This is a genomic window from Marinobacterium nitratireducens, from assembly GCF_014645375.1.
GTDB lineage: Bacteria > Pseudomonadota > Gammaproteobacteria > Pseudomonadales > Balneatricaceae > Marinobacterium_A > Marinobacterium_A nitratireducens.
In genome coordinates this window covers 12,453-32,412 of record NZ_BMLT01000007.1, presented here as the reverse complement: position 1 = coordinate 32,412, position 19,960 = coordinate 12,453, and the positions used below count along the sequence as shown (strand labels likewise).

The 19,960-nt window shown below is 55.9% G+C and carries 18 protein-coding genes; 17 read left to right on the top strand and 1 reads right to left on the bottom strand.

Features of this window, described 5'->3' with window-relative positions; genetic code table 11:
• Positions 1–316 precede the first annotated feature (316 nt).
• The 17 genes from IEX85_RS14205 to IEX85_RS14125 all read left to right on the top strand — a co-directional run bounded on the left by IEX85_RS14205 (position 317) and on the right by IEX85_RS14125 (position 18,042).
• Positions 317–619: a hypothetical protein gene (locus IEX85_RS14205; protein ID WP_229721931.1), complete on the top strand. Its 303-nt coding sequence runs from the start codon at positions 317–319 to the stop codon at positions 617–619.
• Positions 573–902: a TrbC/VirB2 family protein gene (locus tag IEX85_RS14200; protein WP_188861284.1), complete on the top strand. Its 330-nt coding sequence runs from the start codon at positions 573–575 to the stop codon at positions 900–902. The genes IEX85_RS14205 and IEX85_RS14200 overlap by 47 nt, the downstream gene beginning before the upstream one ends.
• 12 nt (positions 903–914) lie before the next feature.
• Entirely contained in the window at positions 915–1,232 is a 318-nt protein-coding gene (locus IEX85_RS14195) for a VirB3 family type IV secretion system protein (RefSeq protein WP_188861283.1), read from the top strand.
• Entirely contained in the window at positions 1,229–3,688 is a 2,460-nt protein-coding gene (locus IEX85_RS14190) for a VirB4 family type IV secretion/conjugal transfer ATPase (protein ID WP_229721930.1), read from the top strand. The genes IEX85_RS14195 and IEX85_RS14190 overlap by 4 nt, the downstream gene beginning before the upstream one ends.
• Positions 3,685–4,317 (top strand): type IV secretion system protein, encoded by a 633-nt coding sequence (locus tag IEX85_RS14185; protein ID WP_188861281.1) that lies wholly within the window; start codon positions 3,685–3,687, stop codon positions 4,315–4,317. The genes IEX85_RS14190 and IEX85_RS14185 overlap by 4 nt, the downstream gene beginning before the upstream one ends.
• 15 nt (positions 4,318–4,332) lie before the next feature.
• Complete coding sequence (locus IEX85_RS14180) at positions 4,333–4,593, top strand: EexN family lipoprotein (protein ID WP_188861280.1); 261 nt, start codon at positions 4,333–4,335, stop codon at positions 4,591–4,593.
• Between the two features lie 11 nt (positions 4,594–4,604).
• Positions 4,605–5,627 (top strand): TrbL/VirB6 family protein, encoded by a 1,023-nt coding sequence (locus tag IEX85_RS14175; RefSeq protein ID WP_188861279.1) that lies wholly within the window; start codon positions 4,605–4,607, stop codon positions 5,625–5,627.
• A gap of 366 nt (positions 5,628–5,993) precedes the next feature.
• Complete coding sequence (locus tag IEX85_RS14170; protein WP_188861278.1) at positions 5,994–6,737, top strand: VirB8 family type IV secretion system protein; 744 nt, start codon at positions 5,994–5,996, stop codon at positions 6,735–6,737.
• Positions 6,712–7,575, top strand: coding sequence for a P-type conjugative transfer protein VirB9 (gene virB9 / locus IEX85_RS14165; protein ID WP_188861277.1), 864 nt, complete (start codon positions 6,712–6,714; stop codon positions 7,573–7,575). The genes IEX85_RS14170 and virB9 overlap by 26 nt, the downstream gene beginning before the upstream one ends.
• A complete protein-coding gene (gene virB10 / locus IEX85_RS14160) occupies positions 7,575–8,780 on the top strand; it encodes a type IV secretion system protein VirB10 (RefSeq protein WP_229721929.1) in 1,206 nt (401 codons plus the stop codon). Before virB9 ends, virB10 begins: the two co-directional genes overlap by 1 nt.
• Complete coding sequence (virB11, locus tag IEX85_RS14155) at positions 8,758–9,792, top strand: P-type DNA transfer ATPase VirB11 (RefSeq protein WP_188861275.1); 1,035 nt, start codon at positions 8,758–8,760, stop codon at positions 9,790–9,792. Before virB10 ends, virB11 begins: the two co-directional genes overlap by 23 nt.
• The gene (locus IEX85_RS14150; RefSeq protein ID WP_188861274.1) at positions 9,758–11,677 is read left to right on the top strand and encodes a type IV secretory system conjugative DNA transfer family protein; all 1,920 of its coding nucleotides are present in this window, start codon (positions 9,758–9,760) and stop codon (positions 11,675–11,677) included. The genes virB11 and IEX85_RS14150 overlap by 35 nt, the downstream gene beginning before the upstream one ends.
• A 9-nt stretch (positions 11,678–11,686) precedes the next feature.
• Entirely contained in the window at positions 11,687–14,272 is a 2,586-nt protein-coding gene (locus IEX85_RS14145; protein ID WP_188861273.1) for an LPD7 domain-containing protein, read from the top strand.
• Positions 14,262–14,408 (top strand): conjugal transfer protein TraD, encoded by a 147-nt coding sequence (locus tag IEX85_RS14140; protein WP_188861272.1) that lies wholly within the window; start codon positions 14,262–14,264, stop codon positions 14,406–14,408. Before IEX85_RS14145 ends, IEX85_RS14140 begins: the two co-directional genes overlap by 11 nt.
• Positions 14,409–14,411: 3 nt before the next feature.
• Entirely contained in the window at positions 14,412–15,587 is a 1,176-nt protein-coding gene (locus IEX85_RS14135; RefSeq protein WP_188861271.1) for an ArdC family protein, read from the top strand.
• A gap of 456 nt (positions 15,588–16,043) precedes the next feature.
• Positions 16,044–16,316, top strand: a complete 273-nt coding sequence (locus IEX85_RS14130; protein ID WP_188861270.1) for a hypothetical protein — start codon at positions 16,044–16,046, stop codon at positions 16,314–16,316.
• A 169-nt stretch (positions 16,317–16,485) separates the two neighbouring features.
• Positions 16,486–18,042: an aminotransferase-like domain-containing protein gene (locus IEX85_RS14125; protein ID WP_308425652.1), complete on the top strand. Its 1,557-nt coding sequence runs from the start codon at positions 16,486–16,488 to the stop codon at positions 18,040–18,042.
• A 254-nt stretch (positions 18,043–18,296) separates the two neighbouring features.
• Here IEX85_RS14125 and IEX85_RS14120 read toward each other — a convergent pair whose 3' ends face one another.
• Complete coding sequence (locus IEX85_RS14120; protein WP_188861268.1) at positions 18,297–19,919, bottom strand: NADP-dependent glyceraldehyde-3-phosphate dehydrogenase; 1,623 nt, start codon at positions 19,917–19,919, stop codon at positions 18,297–18,299.
• Positions 19,920–19,960: the final 41 nt, after the last annotated feature.

Genomic DNA, 19,960 nt, shown 5'->3' with positions numbered 1-19,960 from the left:
CATCAGCCGGCCGCTGTGGCCGGGATCGCTTGGTGGGTGGTGGCGCGTTTTCGGCAGGGGGAGAGCGGGTCTGCCGGAGCTGGTCGGGCGCTGGCGCGGATATGACGCGGATACCCGCCTCTGAGGCGTCGGAGGTGAGTCCACTATGAATGGCCGCAATCATCAAAAGACCCTGTTTTGATAGATGAAAGGTTATATAGGCCGCCAATTTAATATTTTTTAAAGCTAATTGGCTGAATGCTGTATGGAGACAGCGACAAATTGGCATGGATGGCTAGAATGACCCGCATTGATCATCACAAGCGGGCATTTTGAGATGGCGCACAATGCAATCAGCGAAGTAGAGCTGATCGACAACCTGGAAAGCAAAGCCGTTAAGAGCATGGCGCTGGTCCAGGACGACGACAACAAGTTTCGGATATACGTCACTCTGACCTGGAAGGAGGGACGCCAGCTATTGGAGACCCAACGTAAGACACCGCGCGCCTGGGCCAGCCTGGATCGGTTGGTGCGCCATATCAACAGCCGGTACGTCAATGTGCCGCCCATACAGTTGGAAATCAGGAGCAAACATGAACGCGGAAAACCACCGGAGCCTGAACATCCCCGACAACGTTAGCAAGCGCCACCATTTGATGGCCAGCCTCTGGTTGCTGGCCTGTTTATCCCTCCTACCCGACATCGCCCTGGCCAACCCGATCGAGGATGGCCTCGACTGGGTTGTCGACCTGCTCACCAACGGACTCGCACGCAGCGCAGCGATACTCGGTATCGTCGCACTGGGTTATTTTGCCTGGGCCGGTCGCATTACGGCTGCTCAATGCGGCCTTTGGGTCCTCGGTATCGTGTTTGTATTCGGCGGTGCCACGCTGGTTGATCTGCTGTCCGCAGTGGTCGCCTGACGGGAGGTGGGTATGTCAACGGGCATTGATCCGCTGTTTGTTGCCGCCACGCGACCTGCCATGAAGTGGGGGGTGACCCTCGATGGCATGATCGTGGGTGGGGGCCTGGCGGCCATTATTATGATTGGCACCGGGAACCCCTTCACACTGCTGCTCTATCTACCCTATCACGGCGCCATGTATCTGGCATGTCAGCGTGATCCCCGGGTGGTGCGGTTGTTTTATCTGCGGGCTGTTACGAAATGGAAATCGCTTGGCCTCCGGTACTGGGGGGCCGCCACGGCCAGTCCGCTGATCAACACGCGTGCCAGCAGGCGGCTGCCGACATGACGGTGCAGCGACGCTGGGTGCACAACGTGCCCTGGCAGCGGGAAAACGCGGTCGCCGAGTTCATCCCGTATCAGGCCCAGGTGGACGCGCACACGATTAAAATGGTAGGTGGTGACTACCTTCAGGTCCTCAAACTGGAAGGGGTGGCCCACGAGTCCGCTGACCCCGACGATGTGGAGATCTGGAAGGATCAACTCAATACCCTGCTGCGGAACATCGCTTCGCCGCAGCTATCGTTGTGGACCCATACGGTGCGGCGTGCCTGTCGCCGCTATCCGGGTGGTGAGTTTACGGGCGATTTTGACAACCGCCTGAATCAGCAATACCGGGCGCTGGTCACGCAAAACACGATGATGGTGAACGAGTTGTACCTGTCGGTCATCTACCGTCCGGCGGCGACCAAAGCGCTCGGCCTGTTTTCCAGGATGGAGAAAAACCAGGCGGTTTTAGCGCAACAGCAGCACGATGCCATTGAGAAGCTGAACGAGATTGTCTCGATCGTGCTCAGTTCTCTGGAGCGTTATGGCCCGCGGGTTTTGGGTACGTACTGGCGGAACGATATTCTGCATTCGGAAGTATTGGAGTTTTTGGACTTTTTGGTCAACGGTGACTGGACGCCTCGCGCCTTGCCCCGCAAGCCGTTGTCCGACTGCATGGCGAGAATGCGTCCCTTCTTTGGCGCGGATGCGTTTGAGTTGCGCGGGGTTGTGGACTCGAAAGTGGGTGCCTGCATCGGTATCGCCGAGTATCCAGAAGGCACGGAAGCCGGGTTGCTTAACGCGCTGCTGTCGGCCCCGTTTCCGCTGGTGCTGACACAGAGCTTTCACTTTCTGTCCAAGCCCGTCGCGATTGAGTTGTTAAGCCGTCAGCAGGCTCGGTTGGAAACCACGGGGGACCTGGCGATCTCTCAGGTCGGCGCCATCGACACCGCGCTGGATGAACTGGCGTCGGGTCGCATCGTCTACGGTGAGCATCACCTGACCCTCACCGTGTTCGGCGACGATGCCCGGTCGCTGCGGGCCAACCTGTCCGGTGCGCGTACCGAGCTGGCGAACTGCTCCATGGTGGTGGCGCGGGAAGACTGGGCCTTGGCGGCGGCCTATTGGGCTCAGCTACCCGGCAATGCGAAGTACCGTCCGCGGCCGGCACCGATTTCATCGCGCAACTTTGCCGGATTTAGCAGCTTCCATAACTATCCCACGGGCCAGCGCAGCGGGAATCAATGGGGACCGGCGGTGACGCTATTCAAAACAACGTCGGGGGCACCGTTTTATTTCAACTTCCATGAGCCACTGGACAGTGCTAAGGCCAAGAAAAAAGCTGACGTTGAGCGCGAAAAGGGTTCCGTCGCATTGGATGAGATGGACGTCCAGGACGAGCAGAAGGCCCTGGGAAACACGCTGATAATTGGGCCGTCGGGGTCGGGTAAGACGGTACTGCAGGGGTTCTTGATGTCCCAAAGCAAGAAGTTCAACCCCACCCAAGTCGTTTTCGACAAGGACCGTGGTTTGGAAATCTACGTGCGTGCCAGTGGCGGCGTGTATCTCACGCTGAGAAACGGCGAGCCAACCGGCTTTAACCCGTTTCAGCTGACAGCATCTGACGCCAATGTGCTGTTTCTACAGCAGCTGGTGAAGAAGCTGTGTGGCGGGGGCTTTACGAGCCAGGAGGAGCGCGAGATCGATGCCGCTGTGCGGGGTGTGATGGGCCTGCCCAAGCATATGCGACGCCTGGGCCGCTGTCTGGATTTTCTGGATCCGGTATCGGACAGCGGCCCTCATGCGCGCCTGGCGAAGTGGTGTGAAGGGGGCACTCTGGGCTGGGTCCTCGACAATGAAGAAGATGCCCTCGATTTTGACCACAACACGATGTTCGGCTTTGACGTGACCCATTTTCTGGATAACGCCGAAGTGCGGACCCCTGTCGTGATGTATCTGTTCCACCGCATCGAGCAGCTGATCGATGGCCGTCGTTTTCAGATGTTTCTGGATGAGTTCTGGAAGCTGCTGCTGGATGAGTATTTCGAGGATTTGGCGCAGAACAAGCAGAAGGTTATCCGAAAACAGAATGGGATTATGGTGTATGGCACCCAGTCGCCGAAGGATGTGCTGCAATCGCCCATTGCACACTCTCTGATTGAGCAGTGCGCCACGTTCGTGTTCATGCCGAACCCCAAGGCCGACCGCGCCGATTACGTGGAGGGCTTTCACCTGAGTGAACGGGAGTATCAGCTGATCAAGGACGAGTTGATACCGGGTTCGCGCCGCTTCCTGGTTAAGCAGGGGCATAACAGTGTCGTCGCGGAGTTGAACCTCAGGGGCTTTGACGACGATCTCGCCGTTCTTGCGGGTACCACGGACAACGTTAACCTGGTCACACACATCATTGAGCAGCATGGGGCCGATCCGGCCGTCTGGCTGCCGATGTTTCACGCGCAACGGAGGTCTGTGACATGAGGAAAACAGTTGGCGTGGCGTTACTGGTATTGGCGATCGGGTGGACTCACTCGGCCATGGCAGGTGGGATACCGGTTATCGATGTATCCAATCTGAACCAGCAGCTGTTGCAGGTCCAGCACATGGTCAGCCAAATCGAGCAGCTGAAACATCAGCTTGAAACGGCCCGCCGAGAGTTGGACAGCATCAGTGGGTCGCGTGGTCTGGCGAATCTGATTGATTCCGCCTACGACACCACGGTTGAAGTCAGTGTCGACGACGTGTTGACGGCGGCGGGGCTCAAGAATGGCAGCCAGCATGGCTTATCCGGCTCCGCCGCGGACCTCTACGACAGCGGAAACAGCTATGCCGCCACATGGCTCGCGCAGTCCGAAAAATCGCTGGCGCAAGCCCAGGAGCGATTTAGCGACCTGACCGGCCTTGTTGCCAAGGTCAACGCGAGCCCTGATCAAAAAGACATCCTCGATCTACAGGCGCGGATAGGGGCTGAAGAGGTCATGCTGCAAAACGAATTTGCCAAGCTGACTATGCTTCGTTCACAAGCCGAAGCAAACCAAGCTATTCACGTCCAACAAGTCCAACAAATGTCCATTGAGTCGTCCGGGGAACTTCGCGAAGTGTCCTGGTAATGGAAAGGAGATGTCATGATTTTTTCGTACGTACGAAATTTTGCAGCTGTAACTCTAGCGTGCTCTGCACTAACTGGATGCTTTGAAGACACTCAGATAGCTGGGCCAGTTCAGACTGTCGACTGGTATAAGGCGCACGATGATGATCGAACAATGGTGTTGGGGAAATGCGCCAACAATCCCGGCGAGCTTCAAGAGACACCGAACTGCAAAAATGCATTGGAAGCTGAAAAGCACCTTACCTCCGGCACCCTTAAAAAAGTAGATAAGTGGTAAGGGGAAGCGTAATGTCGTCCACCAATCTATTCGAAGCGATCTTCTCGAAGGTGAATACGACGCTTGATAATTATGTCACCAGTACTGCTGGGGACATAATATCTTATGTAACTCCGTTGTTCACCAGCATGATGATTATTTGGGTGGCTATCTGGGGCTACATGCTAGTTTTAGGGAAGTCGAACGAACCCCTACAAGACGGGATTTTTCGTATCCTAAGGATAGGATTTATTTTGACGTTGGGGCTGACTGTCGGCACTTACACAGGCTTAGTGGTTGACGTATTGTCGAAAGGACCGGAAAGCATTGCCTCAGTTATCACAGGTTCACCAACGGGAACGTCAGCGGCTACTCTAGACAACCTTTTTTCTAAAGTTTTTGATGTCTCGGGAGCAGCCTGGGACAAAGGTGGCGTAATGTCCGGTAACTTCGGAATGTACCTCCTTTCCCTGATCGTTCTAGTCGTCGGAGCTGGGTTGGCACTATTGGTTGCCTTTCTGATCCTACTGAGCAAGATAATGACGACCGTTCTGTTGGCCATCGGGCCGATATTCATTGTTATGCTGCTATTTAATGCTACACAGCGATTTTTTGAAAGCTGGTTGGGATTGTTGATGAACTTTGGTTTTATTCTGATCCTCTCGGCTTCTATCGGTCAGTTGATGACCAGTTTGGCCAGCTCCTATATCAACGCAATGGCTGGGGCTGACGCGAGTACATTGGCTAATCTGGGTGACGTAGCCATGCTGTGTATCGTATTTGGGCTTTGTATTCTGGTGGTAAAACAAGTGCCGCCCGTTGCATCTGCTCTCGGCGGTGGAGTCGCGCTTGCCACGCAAGGTGCAATCAGTGGGGCGATGAATGCTATGCGGCCAACTAGCATTCGTCGGCAATACAGGGGTTTGAAGCGTGAAGTTCGGTTGGCCGGCGCTGCGGCTTCCAGCCCCGTTGTGGCTCCGATAAAAGGTGGTATTCGAGCACACGCCGCTTACCAGAGACGTTTTGGTTCCGGTAACTCAATTACAGGCTCTTAAGTATTTGAGGGAAGGGCAGCTTCATTTGTGCGGTGCGCCCTGTTTTCAGCACTTAGACAGAATTTGGTGAACACTCGCCATGGCGATATTCTTATTTTAAAAATCAAAATGATATGTATTGATTATCTAAATATATAACTATGATTATGGATTGTTTAAAGTGATAACCAAATACCTAACCGTAATTGTGATGGCTATATCTCTTGTCGCATGCGCGAGCGTCCAGTCGCCACCTCACTGTGAAGATAATGGTGAGGGCCTTCATCCGATCAATCCGGAAATGATGACTCAGGAGCAGATGAACGTAACTCGAGCTCCAGAGGCGAATCAGCCCAAAGGCTACATCTACAAAGAAGGGGGCCTCGAATGAATGCCAGAGCTGAAAATAGGCAATCTCATAGAGCCTTGGAGAAGCAATATTTCGACGAGGCGAGAAGTTGGGATCTGGATGCTAAGGAGCGAATCAAAAGATCGGAAAAGCGCGCCTGGTTTATAGCCGGTGCTGCAGTTCTTGTTGCGGTATTGGAGGCGGGTGCATTGGTCGGTCTTACTCCACTCAAAAGTGTAGAACCATTTGTTATTCGGGTAGACAACAACACGGGGCTGGTCGATGTCGTTTCTACACTTGCCGAAACGGATGGCGACGTGACGGAAAAAGCGCAAGAAGCGCTGGATAAATATTGGCTCTCCAACTACATCCGTCACCGCGAAAACTACCAATGGGAAACCCGCGATTTTGACCGCCAAATGGTTGGCCTGTTGTCAGACTCCGTTATCCAGCAATCCTATGCGGCTTATACGGACCCCCGTTTGAATTCTGCTGCGCCGGTCGCTGTATATGGCCAAAATACCGAGGTGGAAGCCAGGGTGAAGGCTATCAGTATCATTAACAGCGAAACAGTTGAGAACGGCGAAAAACGGACCACCGCCCTGGTTCGCTACACCAAACAGGTTAAGAGAGCCGGGGAGCGAACACCTTTGACCCATTGGGCAGCCACGGTCACCTTTGTCTATCTCGATACGTCCATGAAGGTCGAGGATCGGCTGCTCAATCCGCTCGGATTCCAGGTCGTGAAATACCGCAATGACCAAGAGAGCATGGGAGGCTGAGATGGTATGCAAAAGACAACTATCTGGCATCGTCTTGTTGGTCTGTCTCAGTATCACCGGCAGCGCAGGGGCATTGGAAACCCCGCGCGGCGGTCCGTACGACAGTCGCGTTAAGTTCATCAACTACAACGCGGCGGAAGTGGTGAAGGTTGTGGGTCACTACGGCTTTTCAACACATATCCAGTTTGGCCCGACCGAAGAGGTCCAGCAGATCGCAATGGGGGATAAGGATGCTTGGGAGATCGCGCCGGTCGCAAACCATATCTTTATCAAACCGAAGGGGGAAAAGGCCGTAACAAACATGACGGTCATCACCACGCGGCGGGTTTACAACTTTGAGCTCTCCGCTCATTGGTCGCGGAACGGGGCGCACCCGCACCCCAACGATATGTTTTTTCAGATCAACTTTCATTACCCCGAAGAGGAAGCGGCCCGGATTGCCGCGGAAGCCGAAGCGAAGCGGCTTCAAAAGCGCCTTAATCGGTCCTCTGACCCCGTTCCGGTCAACTGGAACTATTGGGCCAAGGGTGCTGCAGATGTGACGCCAGACAAGGCCTTTGACGACCGGCGTTTCACGTACCTGACGTTCGCCAATAACAGCGAAATGCCGGCAATTTACATCGTGAACCCTGATGGGTCCGAAAGCCTGGTGAATACCCATATAGACCCTGAGAGCCCGGACACAATCGTCGTGCATCGGGTTGCCCGCCAGTTTGTGATGCGAAAGGGGAGCTCGGTAGCCTGCGTTTTCAATAAGACCTATGACCCCAATGGAGTAACTAACGAAACCGGCACCACAACCCCTGGCATTCAGCGCGTAATTAAAGGAAGTCGATGATGGCTCATAACGAAGACGACTTGGACATCGAACCTGTTCACGAGCCTGCTGACCGCGGGATGCCGTCCATCAACCAACGCAGCAAGCCCGGTCTGGGGCAAAAGCTGGTTGTTGGGATGGTGGCAATAGTGGTTGTTCTCGCGCTCGTTGCGGTCAATGGTGGTTTCAGCTCCGAGAAAGAGGATGATTCCCGGTTAACCGTCTCGAACGATGAGATCGGAAACCGGTTGGGCCCGGCCCCCGAGTTGCCACGACCACCGCTGGCGTCAGAGCCGGTACGGTCGGAGCTTCAGGCAGCGGAGATTATTCGTACTGGCCAAGTAGTGCCGCCGCCAGCTCCGAACTATCCGGCAGCGACGAGGCATCGAGAAAAGGATCAAGAACCGACCCCGGAAGATCGCAAGCGCGCCTCGCTGTTGCTTGCGTTTGGACATCCGTCCCGTCCGCAGGGCGACCAGGGACAGATGGCCGCAGAAGAGCACGCCCGCCAAATGGCCATGGCTCAATCCAGCGTAAGCGGGAGCGCCATGATGATGGATGGTCAGGCCGACCGGGCTGACGGGCTTGGCGCGCAGCTGGAGCCAACATCAGTGGAGGGCGCCAGAGCCAGTCTGATCGCTGATCGCAATATGTTCATTACGCGGGGTGCCTTCCTGGATTGTGCCCTGGAAACGGCCATCAGTTCCGACGTGCCAGGCATGACCAGTTGCCGACTGACACGCGACGTGTACAGCACAAGCGGCAAAGTATTGCTCATCGAGCGTGGTTCACGCATGACGGGTCAGTATAAGGGGGGCCTTCAGCGCGGGAAGGCTCGGATATTCGTACTGTGGACTCGCGTTGAGACGCCAAACGGCGTCGTGGTCAATCTTGATTCGCCTGGTACGGATGCGCTCGGCCGCTCCGGTCACAGCGGCGACATCGACTCTCATTTTTGGGACCGGTTTGGTGGAGCGATCATGCTAAGCCTGATCGATGATGTCGGCACTTATCTGGCCAACGAGGCGTCCAGCAACGAGGGCGGCAACAACCAAATCCAGTTTGGAGGGACCGCGGAGGCTGCACGAAACTCGGCAGGTATTGCCCTGGAAAACTCTATCAACATTCCCGACACCCTTTATAAGAACCAGGGCGAGCATATCAACATTTATGTCGCTCGCGATCTCGATTTCAGGGGGGTATATGACCTCACAGCCAACTACTGATCGCAAGGGGGTATCGCTGCTGGAGTACCTGTCGGCACTCCAACCGTTTCTGGACGATGTCGACAACACGGAAATTGTGGTGAACAAACCAGGCGAGGTGATCACCGAAAGCCGTAACGGCTGGACGTACCATCCGGTGGCCGCCCTTGACTTGGCCTGTTGCGAACGACTGGCCAAGCTGGTTGCCACATACTCGGGGCAAAGCCTGGAGGCACGAAAGCCGATCCTCTCGGCGACGCTCCCCCGTGGGGAACGCATTCAGATCGTGATCCCACCGGCCACGCGGGAAGGACGCGTTAGCTTAACGATCCGCAAACCCTCCAATGTTGATTTCACCCTTAAGGATTACGAGCACCAAGGCTTTTTCGAGCAGTGCGAGGACGCCACCGGCGAGCTGAGCAGCGAAGAAAAAGATCTGCTGGCGCTGAAACGAACGCGTCACTTTCGCGAGTTCCTGGAGCTGGCCGTGCAAAGCAGGAAAAACATCATCATCAGTGGTTCAACCGGCGCCGGCAAGACTACCTTTTTCCGCTCTCTGCTTAAGCTGGTCCCGGCTGACGAACGTTTGTTGAGCATTGAAAACGTGGACGAGCTGGGCTTGTACAAGACACATCGGAACACAACCAGCCTGTTCTATTCGGCGGGTGGGCAGGGGGTATCCCCCATCACCCAGCAAGATTTACTCGAGAGCAGCCTGCGCATGAAGCCGGATCGAATATTTCTGGCTGAGCTGATACGTGGCGATGAGGCGTTCTATTACCTGCGAAACGTGAACAGCGGCCATCCCGGCAGCATTACAACCATGCACGCAAACAGCGCAAAGCTGGCAATTGAGCAGCTTGTTTTGTTCCTGAAAGAGTCAAAAAGCGGATCCACTATGAGTCGCGAGGACATCAAGCAACTGCTGTTTATGTGCGTGGACATCATTGTGCAGATCAAGAACATCCACGGTCGGCGCGTCGTTACGGAGATTTACTATGACCCCGAGTTTAAGCGACGCCAAATGGCTTAAGGTTGCGCTGCTGATCGCTTTGCCTGCTGCCGTCATCGTCGGGTGGGCATGGCTGAGTGGCTACTTTTACCTTGAACTGGCAGGCCTTGATGGCGGGGCCGCTTCACCGCTTACGGTGTATCAATATTGGTATCACTACGGTGACGGCACAGCGACTAAGGCCTGGTTGGCTGCCGCCGGTGTTGCTGCCCTGGTTGTGGTTTGTCTGCCAGTACTAGTCGCGATTACACCGGCAACGCGGAAGTTGTTTGGCGATGCGAAATGGGCGACCTCAAAGGAGATTCAGAATGCCGGTCTGTTTGCCGACGATGGCATTATCGTTGGGCAGGTGAGCCGATGTTTCGGTCTGTTCAAGCGCTACCTGGTGTTCGGTGGCGCCCAGCACGTCCTGATGTCCTCGCCGACGAGAAGTCAGAAAGGCGTCAGTGTGGTTGTGCCTAACCTGCTGTCTTGGAAAGATTCCGCTGTTGTCCTGGATATCAAGCATGAGAACTGGGACATAACCGCCGGCTTCCGAAGCGCGCATGGTCAGGAATGCTTCCTGCTCAACCTTGCGCCGCGTGATTACCGAACGCACCGCTGGAATCCTCTGTTCTATATCAGCCATGATCCGGCGTTCCGTATTAACGACATCCAAAAAATTGGCCAGATGCTGTTCCCACCGGTCGATGGTGAGGCGCCTATCTGGCAAGCGTCTGCTCGTTCGCTATGGCTGGGAGTGGTGCTCTATCTGATCGAGACGGACGAGCTGCCGGTGACAATGGGCGAAGCACTGAGACAGGTCACCATGGGCGACGTACGCTTGGCGGAAATTGTGGGGAACCGACAGGAAAGCGCCCACCCGCTTTCAGACGAATGCTATTTGGCGCTTAAAGAATACCTGGATACGCCGGACAAAACGCGGGGCTCTGTACGCAAGGGCTTCACGGCTGCGCTTGAGCTGTTTTATAACCCGGTGATTGATGCCGCGACGGCGGCAAATGACTTTGACTTACGCGATCTGCGTAAGACGCACATGACCGTGTATGTTGGCAGCACCCCGGATGACCTGGAGCGGCTGGCGCCGTTGATCAATCTATTTTTCCAGCAGGTGATCGACCTCAACACTCGAGAACTACCAGAGCAAAATCCGGCGCTGCGTCTGAAAGTGTTGATGCTGGCTGATGAGTTTACGGCGATGGGCAAGGTCAGCATCTTGTCGAAGGGGATTAGCTATATCGCCGGTTACGGGCTCCGGATGCTGCCCATTATCCAGTCGCCGGCTCAGCTGCGCGAGGTCTACGGCAACGATGCTGCGGAAACCTTCGTCGACAATCACGCCATGCAGATCATCTTTGCCCCTAAAGGCATAAAGGTGGCCAAAGAGATTTCGGACACACTGGGCACAATGACGGTCAAGAATACGTCGCACACCCGCCAACTGGCTGGCAAAGCGGGCCGGTCGGAGAATGCCAGTGATTATGGCCGCGCCCTGCTGTTGCCCCAGGAAGTCATGCAGATTGGACAGGATGCCGAGATTCTTATTCTGGAGAACTGCAGACCGGTCCGGTGCAAGAAGGTGACCTGGTTCAAAGACAGACTGTTTGCTGAGCGCGGGAACAATCTCAAGGCTCTGGAGCGCGGTGAGCCTGATGCGATCAAATGGCCCAGCCCCGAAGTACCGACGGTTGATCCACTCGCCCGAGAGAAAGGTGAAATTCAGTATGCGGTACGGGCTGTTACCGAGCGGCCTGTCACGGCGCAGGACATTGAACGGATCGATGAGCTAGATCTGGACGATTTCAGCTGCGACTTCTCCGACGTTGAAGTCCCGAAAGGCGAGATCGACGACGCGGCGATGGATGATCTGGTGAATCAGTTTTTTGGTGTCATGAACTCGGCGTAGGGAGGGCATATGGTTAAGCAGGCGGTGGCCGAAAAGAAGACCTATCTGGTGATCCCCTTCGAGCAAAAGGGGGCCGCGGTTCTAGCGGCAGGCAAGTTGCCGAACGGCCAGAATGCGCTGGCCTTCGATGATGAACATAAGCTCTGGTATGCCAAGCCGGGTGCAGACCTGTCCAAGGTTTCACAATGGTTGCCCGACCCGGCAAAGGTGACCAGCACCGCTGCGGAAAATGACCCTCAAGTGGAGTTCTCCAATACATTGGAGAACGCCGGCTTCCTGCTGGATGGAGTCCCGCAAATGGACGGCAAACGGCATCGAGTGAAAACGCATGAGGATAAGCGTGGCCAACGCTCCGGCGTTTACGTTGGCTATCTCGATGGCGTCCCGGCCGGCTGGTATCAGGATCACCGCACCCATACCGAGCCGGTAAAGTGGAGAGCCACCGGTAAGACGCCGGATCGGGAGGCGCAAACGCACATAAGGGCCCAGACCCTTCAACGCAGGATGGAACGCCAAGCGGAACAGGCGCGGTCTTACGATCATATCGCCCGCCGCGTATTCCACGGCTATAGCCTTATGCCAGCAGCCTCGCCGGAGCAAGGTTATCTGCAGAAAAAAGGGGTCAAGCCGTTCCCAGGCACAAAGATGGATAAGCAGGGGCGTCTGGTATTACCGCTGATAAATGAGCATGAGGAAGTGCGAACCTTGCAGCGGATTGACTCCACCGGGTTCAAGTCACTCAAGAAGGGCGGTCAGAAGGTCGGTAACTATTTCGTTGTTGGCGATCGAGGTCTGATAAACGGTGCTCCAATCCTTTACGCCGAGGGCTATTCGACAGCGGCCAGTATTGCCGAGGCCACCGGCCGCTCTGTTGTTATGACTGTGGATGCCGGAAATCTTCCGGTTATCACCCAAAAGCTCAAGGAAAAATACCCCGACAGCCCGCATGTCATTCTGGGCGATGACGATCGAGACAACAAGGTAAACAAGGGACGAGACAAGGCGCATCAGGCGGCTGCAATCACGGGCGGCGTATTCCGGGTACCGGCCTTCACTGTTCAGGAATTACAGGATGGACTCACAGACTTTAACGACCTGCATCAAGCGCGTGGCTTGGAAGTCGTCAGGGAGCAGGTCGAACAGGTTATCGCACAAGTATCCGGGGTGAAAGGAATGGAACCGCACGCCGACTCCAGGACGATGGGCCCCGAAATGCCCAAGACATTTGATCAAGACGCGATTCAAGACCTTGAGCAAACGCCGGATGCGGAGGTGAGTATGCCTGATTCTCGACAGGCACCAGGGCGGGAGGTCATTGATGCTGAAAACAGCATTGAACCTAAGCACCAGCACGTCCAGCCGCGCGAAGCGGATAGTGACGCCCGCGCCTGGTTGCAGAAACGCCGACGGCCGTTGGCGGCGTCGCTGGCTCAGGAAAGCATTAAGACCGAGCAGAAACAGGCGTCGCTTAGCCAAATACACGACGAGCCGGATGAGACGCCGGCGGTGGGGTCCATAGATCATCAGGATGATACCGTCGCGGCTGAGTCTGCGTCTAAGCCAGTGGTTCCGGAGAGGGTAGCCAAGTCTTACGTCGAGATTGAGGGGAAATATTATTTTGCGGGAAAACCGGAACTGTTGGCGTTCGTGGATAAAGGCGCTCGTCTGCAAACCAAGCTGAACAATTCCAGAGTGATCGGTTCCATGGTCGATATCGCAGAGGCGAGGGGCTGGCGCGAACTTCAAGTAAAAGGCAGCCTCGATTTTCGTCGAGAGGCCTGGCTGGAAGCGACTGCACGTGGCCTGGACGTGCGGGGCTATAAGCCTGGCGAAGCCGATTTGGCACGGCTCAAGAAGATGGCCGGTGATCGGCAACTGAATGAGATTGAGGGGCAGGAGCCCTTCAACCAACAGCTTATCCATCACGGCGGACCCTGCAAGTTGCGCCCGGAGCCGCAGGCACGGCAACCCCACCGTTACGACATCTCGGCTGATCAAAGCATGGAACAGGAGACGCGGCTGGCCAACAAGGAGGACGGTGTCAACCGTCTCGCTGGCACGGTGATCGCGCATGGCAAAGATCATTATGAGAAAAACCCGGATAACCGGCAAAGCTATTACGTCACCCTTGAAAACGCCGATGGCCAGAAAAGCACAACCTGGGGAATTGACCTGGAGCGCGCGATGGGCGATAGCGGGGCCAAGCAGGGGGATCTCGTTGAGCTTGAGAACCAAGGTCGAAGGCCCGTGACGGTTAACCGTGAAGTTAAAGATAGCAACGGAAACGTGGTCGATACCGAACAGATCAATACCTACCGCAATGCTTGGCGCGTAAAGGCCCAAGCGCTCCAAGCCAAGGGACGGGATGCTGGGGAGCTAGTTCGAGAGCACCCTGATCTGGTGAACGAATTGGCCGTTATCAAGGTCGCGGAAAAGTTCAGTCAACAGCGGTTTAGCAACCACGCTGACCGCGACAGCTTCGTGGATAAAGTACGGACACGGGTCGCCAGTAATGTGTCCAGGGGAGAACAGGCCCCGGACGTGAAGCTGCGAGCGCAGCGAGTCAACGAGAAGGAGTACGACAATGAGCGATAACATTCTGGACCTGAATATCCCCGGCCAGGTGGTTGACGTCAGTAAAGAGGAGGCAGAAGAACTTGGCGCCTTCGATGAAGAGGCTTTGAGCGAGGAAGATGCCCTGCAGGGTGTCGAGGACGCACAGGAGAAATAACTCATGGCCGGACGTCAGGACGATAAAAAACCATACTACGAAGAGATTAGCGAAAGGCTTATCAAGCAGTTGGAGGAAGGTACAGCGCCGTGGCAAAAGCCTTGGGAACCAGGCATCCAACGGATGCCACACAACCCTGTTAGCGGTACCCGATATAAAGGCGCCAATGCTCTTTGGCTGTCAATGCAGGGTCGCCCCGACCCACGCTGGATGACGTATAAGCAAGCCCAGAGCGTGGATGCTCAGGTGATGAAGGGTGAGAAAGGGACGCTGGTGCAATACTGGAAGTTCCGGGACACCGTTCCGAAAATCGAGAATGGGAAGCCCGTTCTCGATGCTGAGGGTAAGAAGGTGATGATCAGCATCGAGCTGGATAGACCCAAGGTCTTTTCCGCGGTGGTTTTTAATGCCGAACAGATTCAGGGGCTCCCACCGCTCGAGACCAAGAAAGTGGAACCTGCCTGGGACCGCCACGAGCGAGCCGAAGCGATACTGGCGGGCTCTGGCGCCAGGTTGCATCATGATCAAGGTGACAGCGCCTTTTACAGTCCGTCGCGGGATTCCATCCACTTGCCGGACAAGACTCAGTTTGGAAGTGCCGATCGCTACTATGCCACAGCGCTCCATGAACTCGGACACTGGACAGGGCATCCCTCTCGCCTGGATCGTGACCTTTCCGGTCGCTTGGGCAGTGAGTCCTATGCCAAAGAAGAGCTAAGGGCAGAGATTACGTCCATGTGGGTCGGTGAGGACTTGGAGATAGGGCACGACCCCGGCCAACATGCTTCCTACGTCAACAGCTGGATTAAGGTCCTGCAAGACGACCCTAAAGAGATCCTGCGGGCAGCACGTGACGCCGAAAACATCAGAGATATGGTCATGGGTTTCGAGCAAATGTGTGAACAGCACCAAGACAAAACGCAAACTCTGGATGCGGCGATAACACAGAGCGCTGCAGAAGTGACAACTCCGCCCCGAACTACTGCTATAGACGCGAGCACCAGCTTGCCCTTCAAACTTGCAGAGAAGGTAGCCAAAGGCTTTGATAATGACCAAGACCGCACGCGGTTCTTGCATCGTATTCAGCAGCGCCTTGCGTCTGAGCCCCGGTTGTCGAATGCCGATGTGCGTATTAGTGAGGAAGCTGCTAACGAGGACGACCAGGATATGGAACGATAAATAATGGTCCCAATGCCGGCGTAGGGTCGGCTTCCACTCCAAAATGTGTAGCGAGTTGGGCGGTACCATGACGCTTTCTGACAGGTTGAACTTCTCGGGGTCGAAGTCGCTCGAGGCAACCGGCACCCTGGCCTTCGCAGTCAGCTCCACCCGGCCCCCGCCTTCGGCGATAAAGGTCGTCACCAGCACGGCGGTGTAGAGTGATGACCGTTGCGATACTGTGAGGGCCTGGGCGATCCAATCCTTGAGCTCCTGCGGGGTCGAAGGCTCTAGGAACGGAATGTGAAGATGTTTGAAGAGTAAACGCGAGTCAGCCGCCGTCGAAGTTGACATGGACCAAGGATCGTCGCCGACCACGACTACAACCCCGGCGCGTGATGACTCGCCGTACTTGGTGTCGGCCTGAACGTAACCCGGGTTGGCGAAGTTACCGACCGAAAGCGCATCGGCGGCGACATGCAGCCCCATGGATTTCATACCAATCATCACGTTGCGTCCGGCCTGCTTAGCACCGCCGGCCATCGCAGCTGCGTTGGCTTCGGTATTGGCCAGAGCGATCCGGATACCGTCGGCCTGGAGTTCTTCCCGGCGGGCATTGAGAATATTGAAATAGTCAGCCAGAGGCGAGCCGGGATAACCGGTATACAGAGAAAATCCAGCCTCCAGTCCACCCTGAATAATCAACTCGTTGCCATTCAATATCTTGTGAGTCATGAGCGTGCCTTGTAGTTATCAGTGACACCCCGGCGATAGGACAACGACAACAGGCTCGTTAGGCTGAACCATCTTTGTCGTTAAGCTGCCAGGCCGTCTGAGTTGGGCGTAGTTCTTTATTCTGTGGAAAGGTCGGAGGGGGTTGTAGACGTAGTTGTTGCAAGTTTCGGCACTACAGTTGGTCGTGTCGCTCAACTGTACCGCTTGTTTGTTCAGAAACTGTTTGCACGAGGTAGTGGAAAAACAGGTTAGGATAAGATCAACACAGCTCAGTTGGGGTATCCAGGCCTGGATAGAAAATATAATAAATTCAAAGCTTTATGATCAGCTGGCTGACGATTTGGCGCAGCAGATCGACGAAGGTATTTACCTTCCGGGCGACAAACTGCCGTCGATCCGCAAACTGAGCAAACAACGGCGGGTCAGCACATCCACCGTCCAAAACGCCTATGAGCTGTTGGAAAAGCGGCAGCGGGTCATTTCGCGGCCGCAATCGGGTTTTTACGTACGGGAGATTCCCGTGACGAGGCCTCTGTCCGTGGTGGACGATCAGGGACCGAACCTGCCGGCGTCTTTCAGCATTCACCAGATGGCGACCCGGGTGCTGCAGAACTGCCAGCGCCCGGGTCTTATCAACCTCGGTACGGCGTTGCCGTCGCCGGAATTTCTGCCGGTCAAACAGCTTCAACGGCTCATTGCCGGTTTGGTCCGGCATCGCATGAGCGAAATCGTGGTTTCGGAATTCCCACCGGGGCTGCAGGAGTTGCGGGTTCAGATAGCAAGGCGTATGGCTGAGCTGGGCTGTCATGTGACGGCTGACGATATAGTGATTACCAATGGCTGCCAGGAGGCGTTGTTGCTCTGTCTACGAGCCGTGGCTGAGTCGGGTGATATCGTTGCCGTCGAATCTCCCTGCTTCATCGGAACGCTACAGGCCATCGAGTCGCTCGGCATGAAGGTGCTGGAAATTCCCTGCGATTCCGAGCGCGGCATCAGCATCAATGCCCTGAAACTGGCGTTGGAGCAGTGGCCTGTACGGGCGATGGTGCTGAATCCCACGAACAATAACCCACTGGGCTTTACCATGACGGATGTGGATCGAAAGGTGCTGCTCGACGTCCTGACACCCCGGGGTATTCCTATTATCGAAGACAATCTTTTTGGTGACATGCAGTATTCGGGCAGTTGCCCTAAGGCGCTAAAGGCCTATGACCGGCATGACCAGGTACTGTACTGTTCGTCGATTTCGAAATCGATTGCACCGGGTCTCAGGGTAGGATGGGTCTCCGCCGGCCACTACCAGCCAAAAATTGAATTTCTGAAGTCCTTCACCAGTGTTGGCACCTCTACGCTGTGCCAGATGGCGGTGGCTGAATTTCTCGAAAATGGCGGTTATGATCGCCATCTGCGTCGAATTCAATCTGCATATTCGCTACAGATGCGACAGATGATTGACGCAGTCGAACGCTATTTTCCACCCGGGACCACGACCAGTAAGCCCAAGGGTGGTTATATCCTGTGGGTCAAGTTACCAGAAGAGGTCGATGCAATGCTATTACACGAAAAAGCTCTTGCCGAAGGCATTGCTGTTATGCCAGGCAGTCTGTTTTCGGTTAGTCGGCGATATGAGAACTGTATCCGCCTTAATTGTGCACTTCCTTGGTCTGAACAGGTCAAAAAAGCATTAAAAACCATCGGGGTTCTTGCAGGAAGCTTGAGGCAGCGGGGTATCCATGTATAGATCCGATTTGTACCGATAGCCAACATCTACTGGGTAACCGGAATATTTGGTTGTTCTCTTACTTGGTGTCTATTCATGGGTTTCATTGTCTAAACGGGAAATAAGGGTTGGTGGGCTGATATGCACCTGTTTCGGCGGAGTTTTCACTAGAAGTCGTTATGTCGCTCTTGACCGCGAGACTTATGTTTATACGACACTGATAAACCCTGCCGAGGTAAGCAAGCCTCGGCAGGGCACTTACTTAAACGCAAGGACTAGAAAATATAATCGGTCGACAGGAAGCTGGATTCTCGGTCGCGAATGATGCTGCCGACCAGCGATTTGCTGGCGGCGTTGTCCTTGGTGGCGACCAGGGTACGGATCGAAAACACGCGCAGCGCGTCGTAGACCGACAGGGTGCCTTCGGCCGAGTTCTTGCGGCCGGTGAACGGGAACGTGTCCGGACCGCGCTGGCACTGGGCGTTGAGGTTGATGCGTCCGACCTGGTTGGCGCAGGCGTCAATCATGCGTGCCATCGCTTTCGGCTCGTTGCCGAACAGGCTGAGCTGCTGGCCGAAATCCGAGTTGCACACGTAGGCGATCACCTCATCGAGTGCGTCGAACGGCACAACCGGGATGATAGGGCCGAACTGCTCCTCGTTGTAGATACGCATTTCCGGCGTCACCGGGTACAGCACCGCTGGATAAAAGAAAGTGCCGGTATTGCGGCCGCCGCCCTCGTTGACGATCCGCGCGCCCTTGCTGCAGGCGTCTTCCACCACGTTGCTGAGGAACTCGATCTTGCCGGGCTCCGGCAGCGGGGTCAGCTTGACGCCGGGCTCCCAGGGCATGCCTGCTTTCAGGGAGGCAAGCTTGGTGTTGAAGCGCTCGAGGAACTCGTCGACGCGGCTGCGGTGAACGAAGAGGATCTTCAGTGCGGTGCAGCGCTGGCCATTGAACGAAAGCGCGCCGGTGACGCATTCCTCGACGGCGTTGTCGAGGTCGACGTCGGGCAGCACGATGCCCGGGTTCTTGGCGTCGAGACCGAGGGCTGCACGCAGGCGGTGCGGCCGCGGGTGGAGTTTCTTCAGATCGCTGGCGCCCTTGTTGGTGCCGATAAAGGCGAATACGTCGATTTTGCCGCTGGCCATCAGCGCGCTGACGGTGTCGCGCCCGCGGCCGTAGATGATATTGATGACCCCCGGCGGGAAACTGTCGCGAAACGCCTCCAGCAACGGACGGATCAGCAGCACGCCGAATTTGGCCGGCTTGAACACCACGGTGTTGCCCATGATCAGTGCCGGTATCAGTGTGGTGAAGGTTTCGTTCAGCGGGTAGTTGTAGGGCCCCATGCAGAGTGCGACCCCGAGCGGCACGCGGCGGATCTGGCCGAGCGTACCCTGTTCGCTCTCGAAGCGGCTGGAACGGCGGTCGAGCTCTTTGAGGGCGTTGATGGTATCGGCGATATAGTCGCAGGTGCGGTCAAACTCTTTTTCGGAGTCCGGCAGGTTCTTACCGATCTCCCACATCAGCAGGCGTACGACGGCGTCGCGCTGCTGTTTCATCTTGCTCAGGAAGGTTTCCACGTGACGGATGCGTTCGGTGACCGTCATCATGGGCCAGCTACCCTGGCCGAGGTCATAGGCTTTCACCGCCGCGTCGAGCGCACCCAGCGCCGCATCGGCATCGAGCAGCGGGGTGCTGCCGATGACGCACTGTTCGGGCTGTCCGCGGTCGCCGCGCAGGCAAATGGGGCTTCTCACCGGCGCCAGCGGGCCCTGCCACTCGACAAGCTCGCCGTTGAGCAGGTATTCGCGCTGCTCCAGGGTACCATCGAGTCGAAACGCCGCTGGAATATCGTCGGCAGCCGGAAAAACATTCTCAAGATCTGCAGTCATTGTCGTCTATTCCTGTATTAGGTCGCTGGGAGGTAAGCCAA

What these genes read in the sequence shown, in the direction of transcription:
- IEX85_RS14205 (WP_229721931.1), top strand. Translation starts at nt 317, where the DNA reads ATGGCGCACAATGCAATCAGCGAAGTAGAGCTGATCGACAACCTGGAA.
- IEX85_RS14200 (WP_188861284.1), top strand. Translation starts at nt 573, where the DNA reads ATGAACGCGGAAAACCACCGGAGCCTGAACATCCCCGACAACGTTAGC.
- IEX85_RS14195 (WP_188861283.1), top strand. Translation starts at nt 915, where the DNA reads ATGTCAACGGGCATTGATCCGCTGTTTGTTGCCGCCACGCGACCTGCC.
- IEX85_RS14190 (WP_229721930.1), top strand. Translation starts at nt 1,229, where the DNA reads ATGACGGTGCAGCGACGCTGGGTGCACAACGTGCCCTGGCAGCGGGAA.
- IEX85_RS14185 (WP_188861281.1), top strand. Translation starts at nt 3,685, where the DNA reads ATGAGGAAAACAGTTGGCGTGGCGTTACTGGTATTGGCGATCGGGTGG.
- IEX85_RS14180 (WP_188861280.1), top strand. Translation starts at nt 4,333, where the DNA reads ATGATTTTTTCGTACGTACGAAATTTTGCAGCTGTAACTCTAGCGTGC.
- IEX85_RS14175 (WP_188861279.1), top strand. Translation starts at nt 4,605, where the DNA reads ATGTCGTCCACCAATCTATTCGAAGCGATCTTCTCGAAGGTGAATACG.
- IEX85_RS14170 (WP_188861278.1), top strand. Translation starts at nt 5,994, where the DNA reads ATGAATGCCAGAGCTGAAAATAGGCAATCTCATAGAGCCTTGGAGAAG.
- virB9 (WP_188861277.1), top strand. Translation starts at nt 6,712, where the DNA reads ATGACCAAGAGAGCATGGGAGGCTGAGATGGTATGCAAAAGACAACTA.
- virB10 (WP_229721929.1), top strand. Translation starts at nt 7,575, where the DNA reads ATGGCTCATAACGAAGACGACTTGGACATCGAACCTGTTCACGAGCCT.
- virB11 (WP_188861275.1), top strand. Translation starts at nt 8,758, where the DNA reads ATGACCTCACAGCCAACTACTGATCGCAAGGGGGTATCGCTGCTGGAG.
- IEX85_RS14150 (WP_188861274.1), top strand. Translation starts at nt 9,758, where the DNA reads ATGACCCCGAGTTTAAGCGACGCCAAATGGCTTAAGGTTGCGCTGCTG.
- IEX85_RS14145 (WP_188861273.1), top strand. Translation starts at nt 11,687, where the DNA reads ATGGTTAAGCAGGCGGTGGCCGAAAAGAAGACCTATCTGGTGATCCCC.
- IEX85_RS14140 (WP_188861272.1), top strand. Translation starts at nt 14,262, where the DNA reads ATGAGCGATAACATTCTGGACCTGAATATCCCCGGCCAGGTGGTTGAC.
- IEX85_RS14135 (WP_188861271.1), top strand. Translation starts at nt 14,412, where the DNA reads ATGGCCGGACGTCAGGACGATAAAAAACCATACTACGAAGAGATTAGC.
- IEX85_RS14130 (WP_188861270.1), top strand. Translation starts at nt 16,044, where the DNA reads ATGCAGCCCCATGGATTTCATACCAATCATCACGTTGCGTCCGGCCTG.
- IEX85_RS14120 (WP_188861268.1), bottom strand. Translation starts at nt 19,919, where the DNA reads ATGACTGCAGATCTTGAGAATGTTTTTCCGGCTGCCGACGATATTCCA.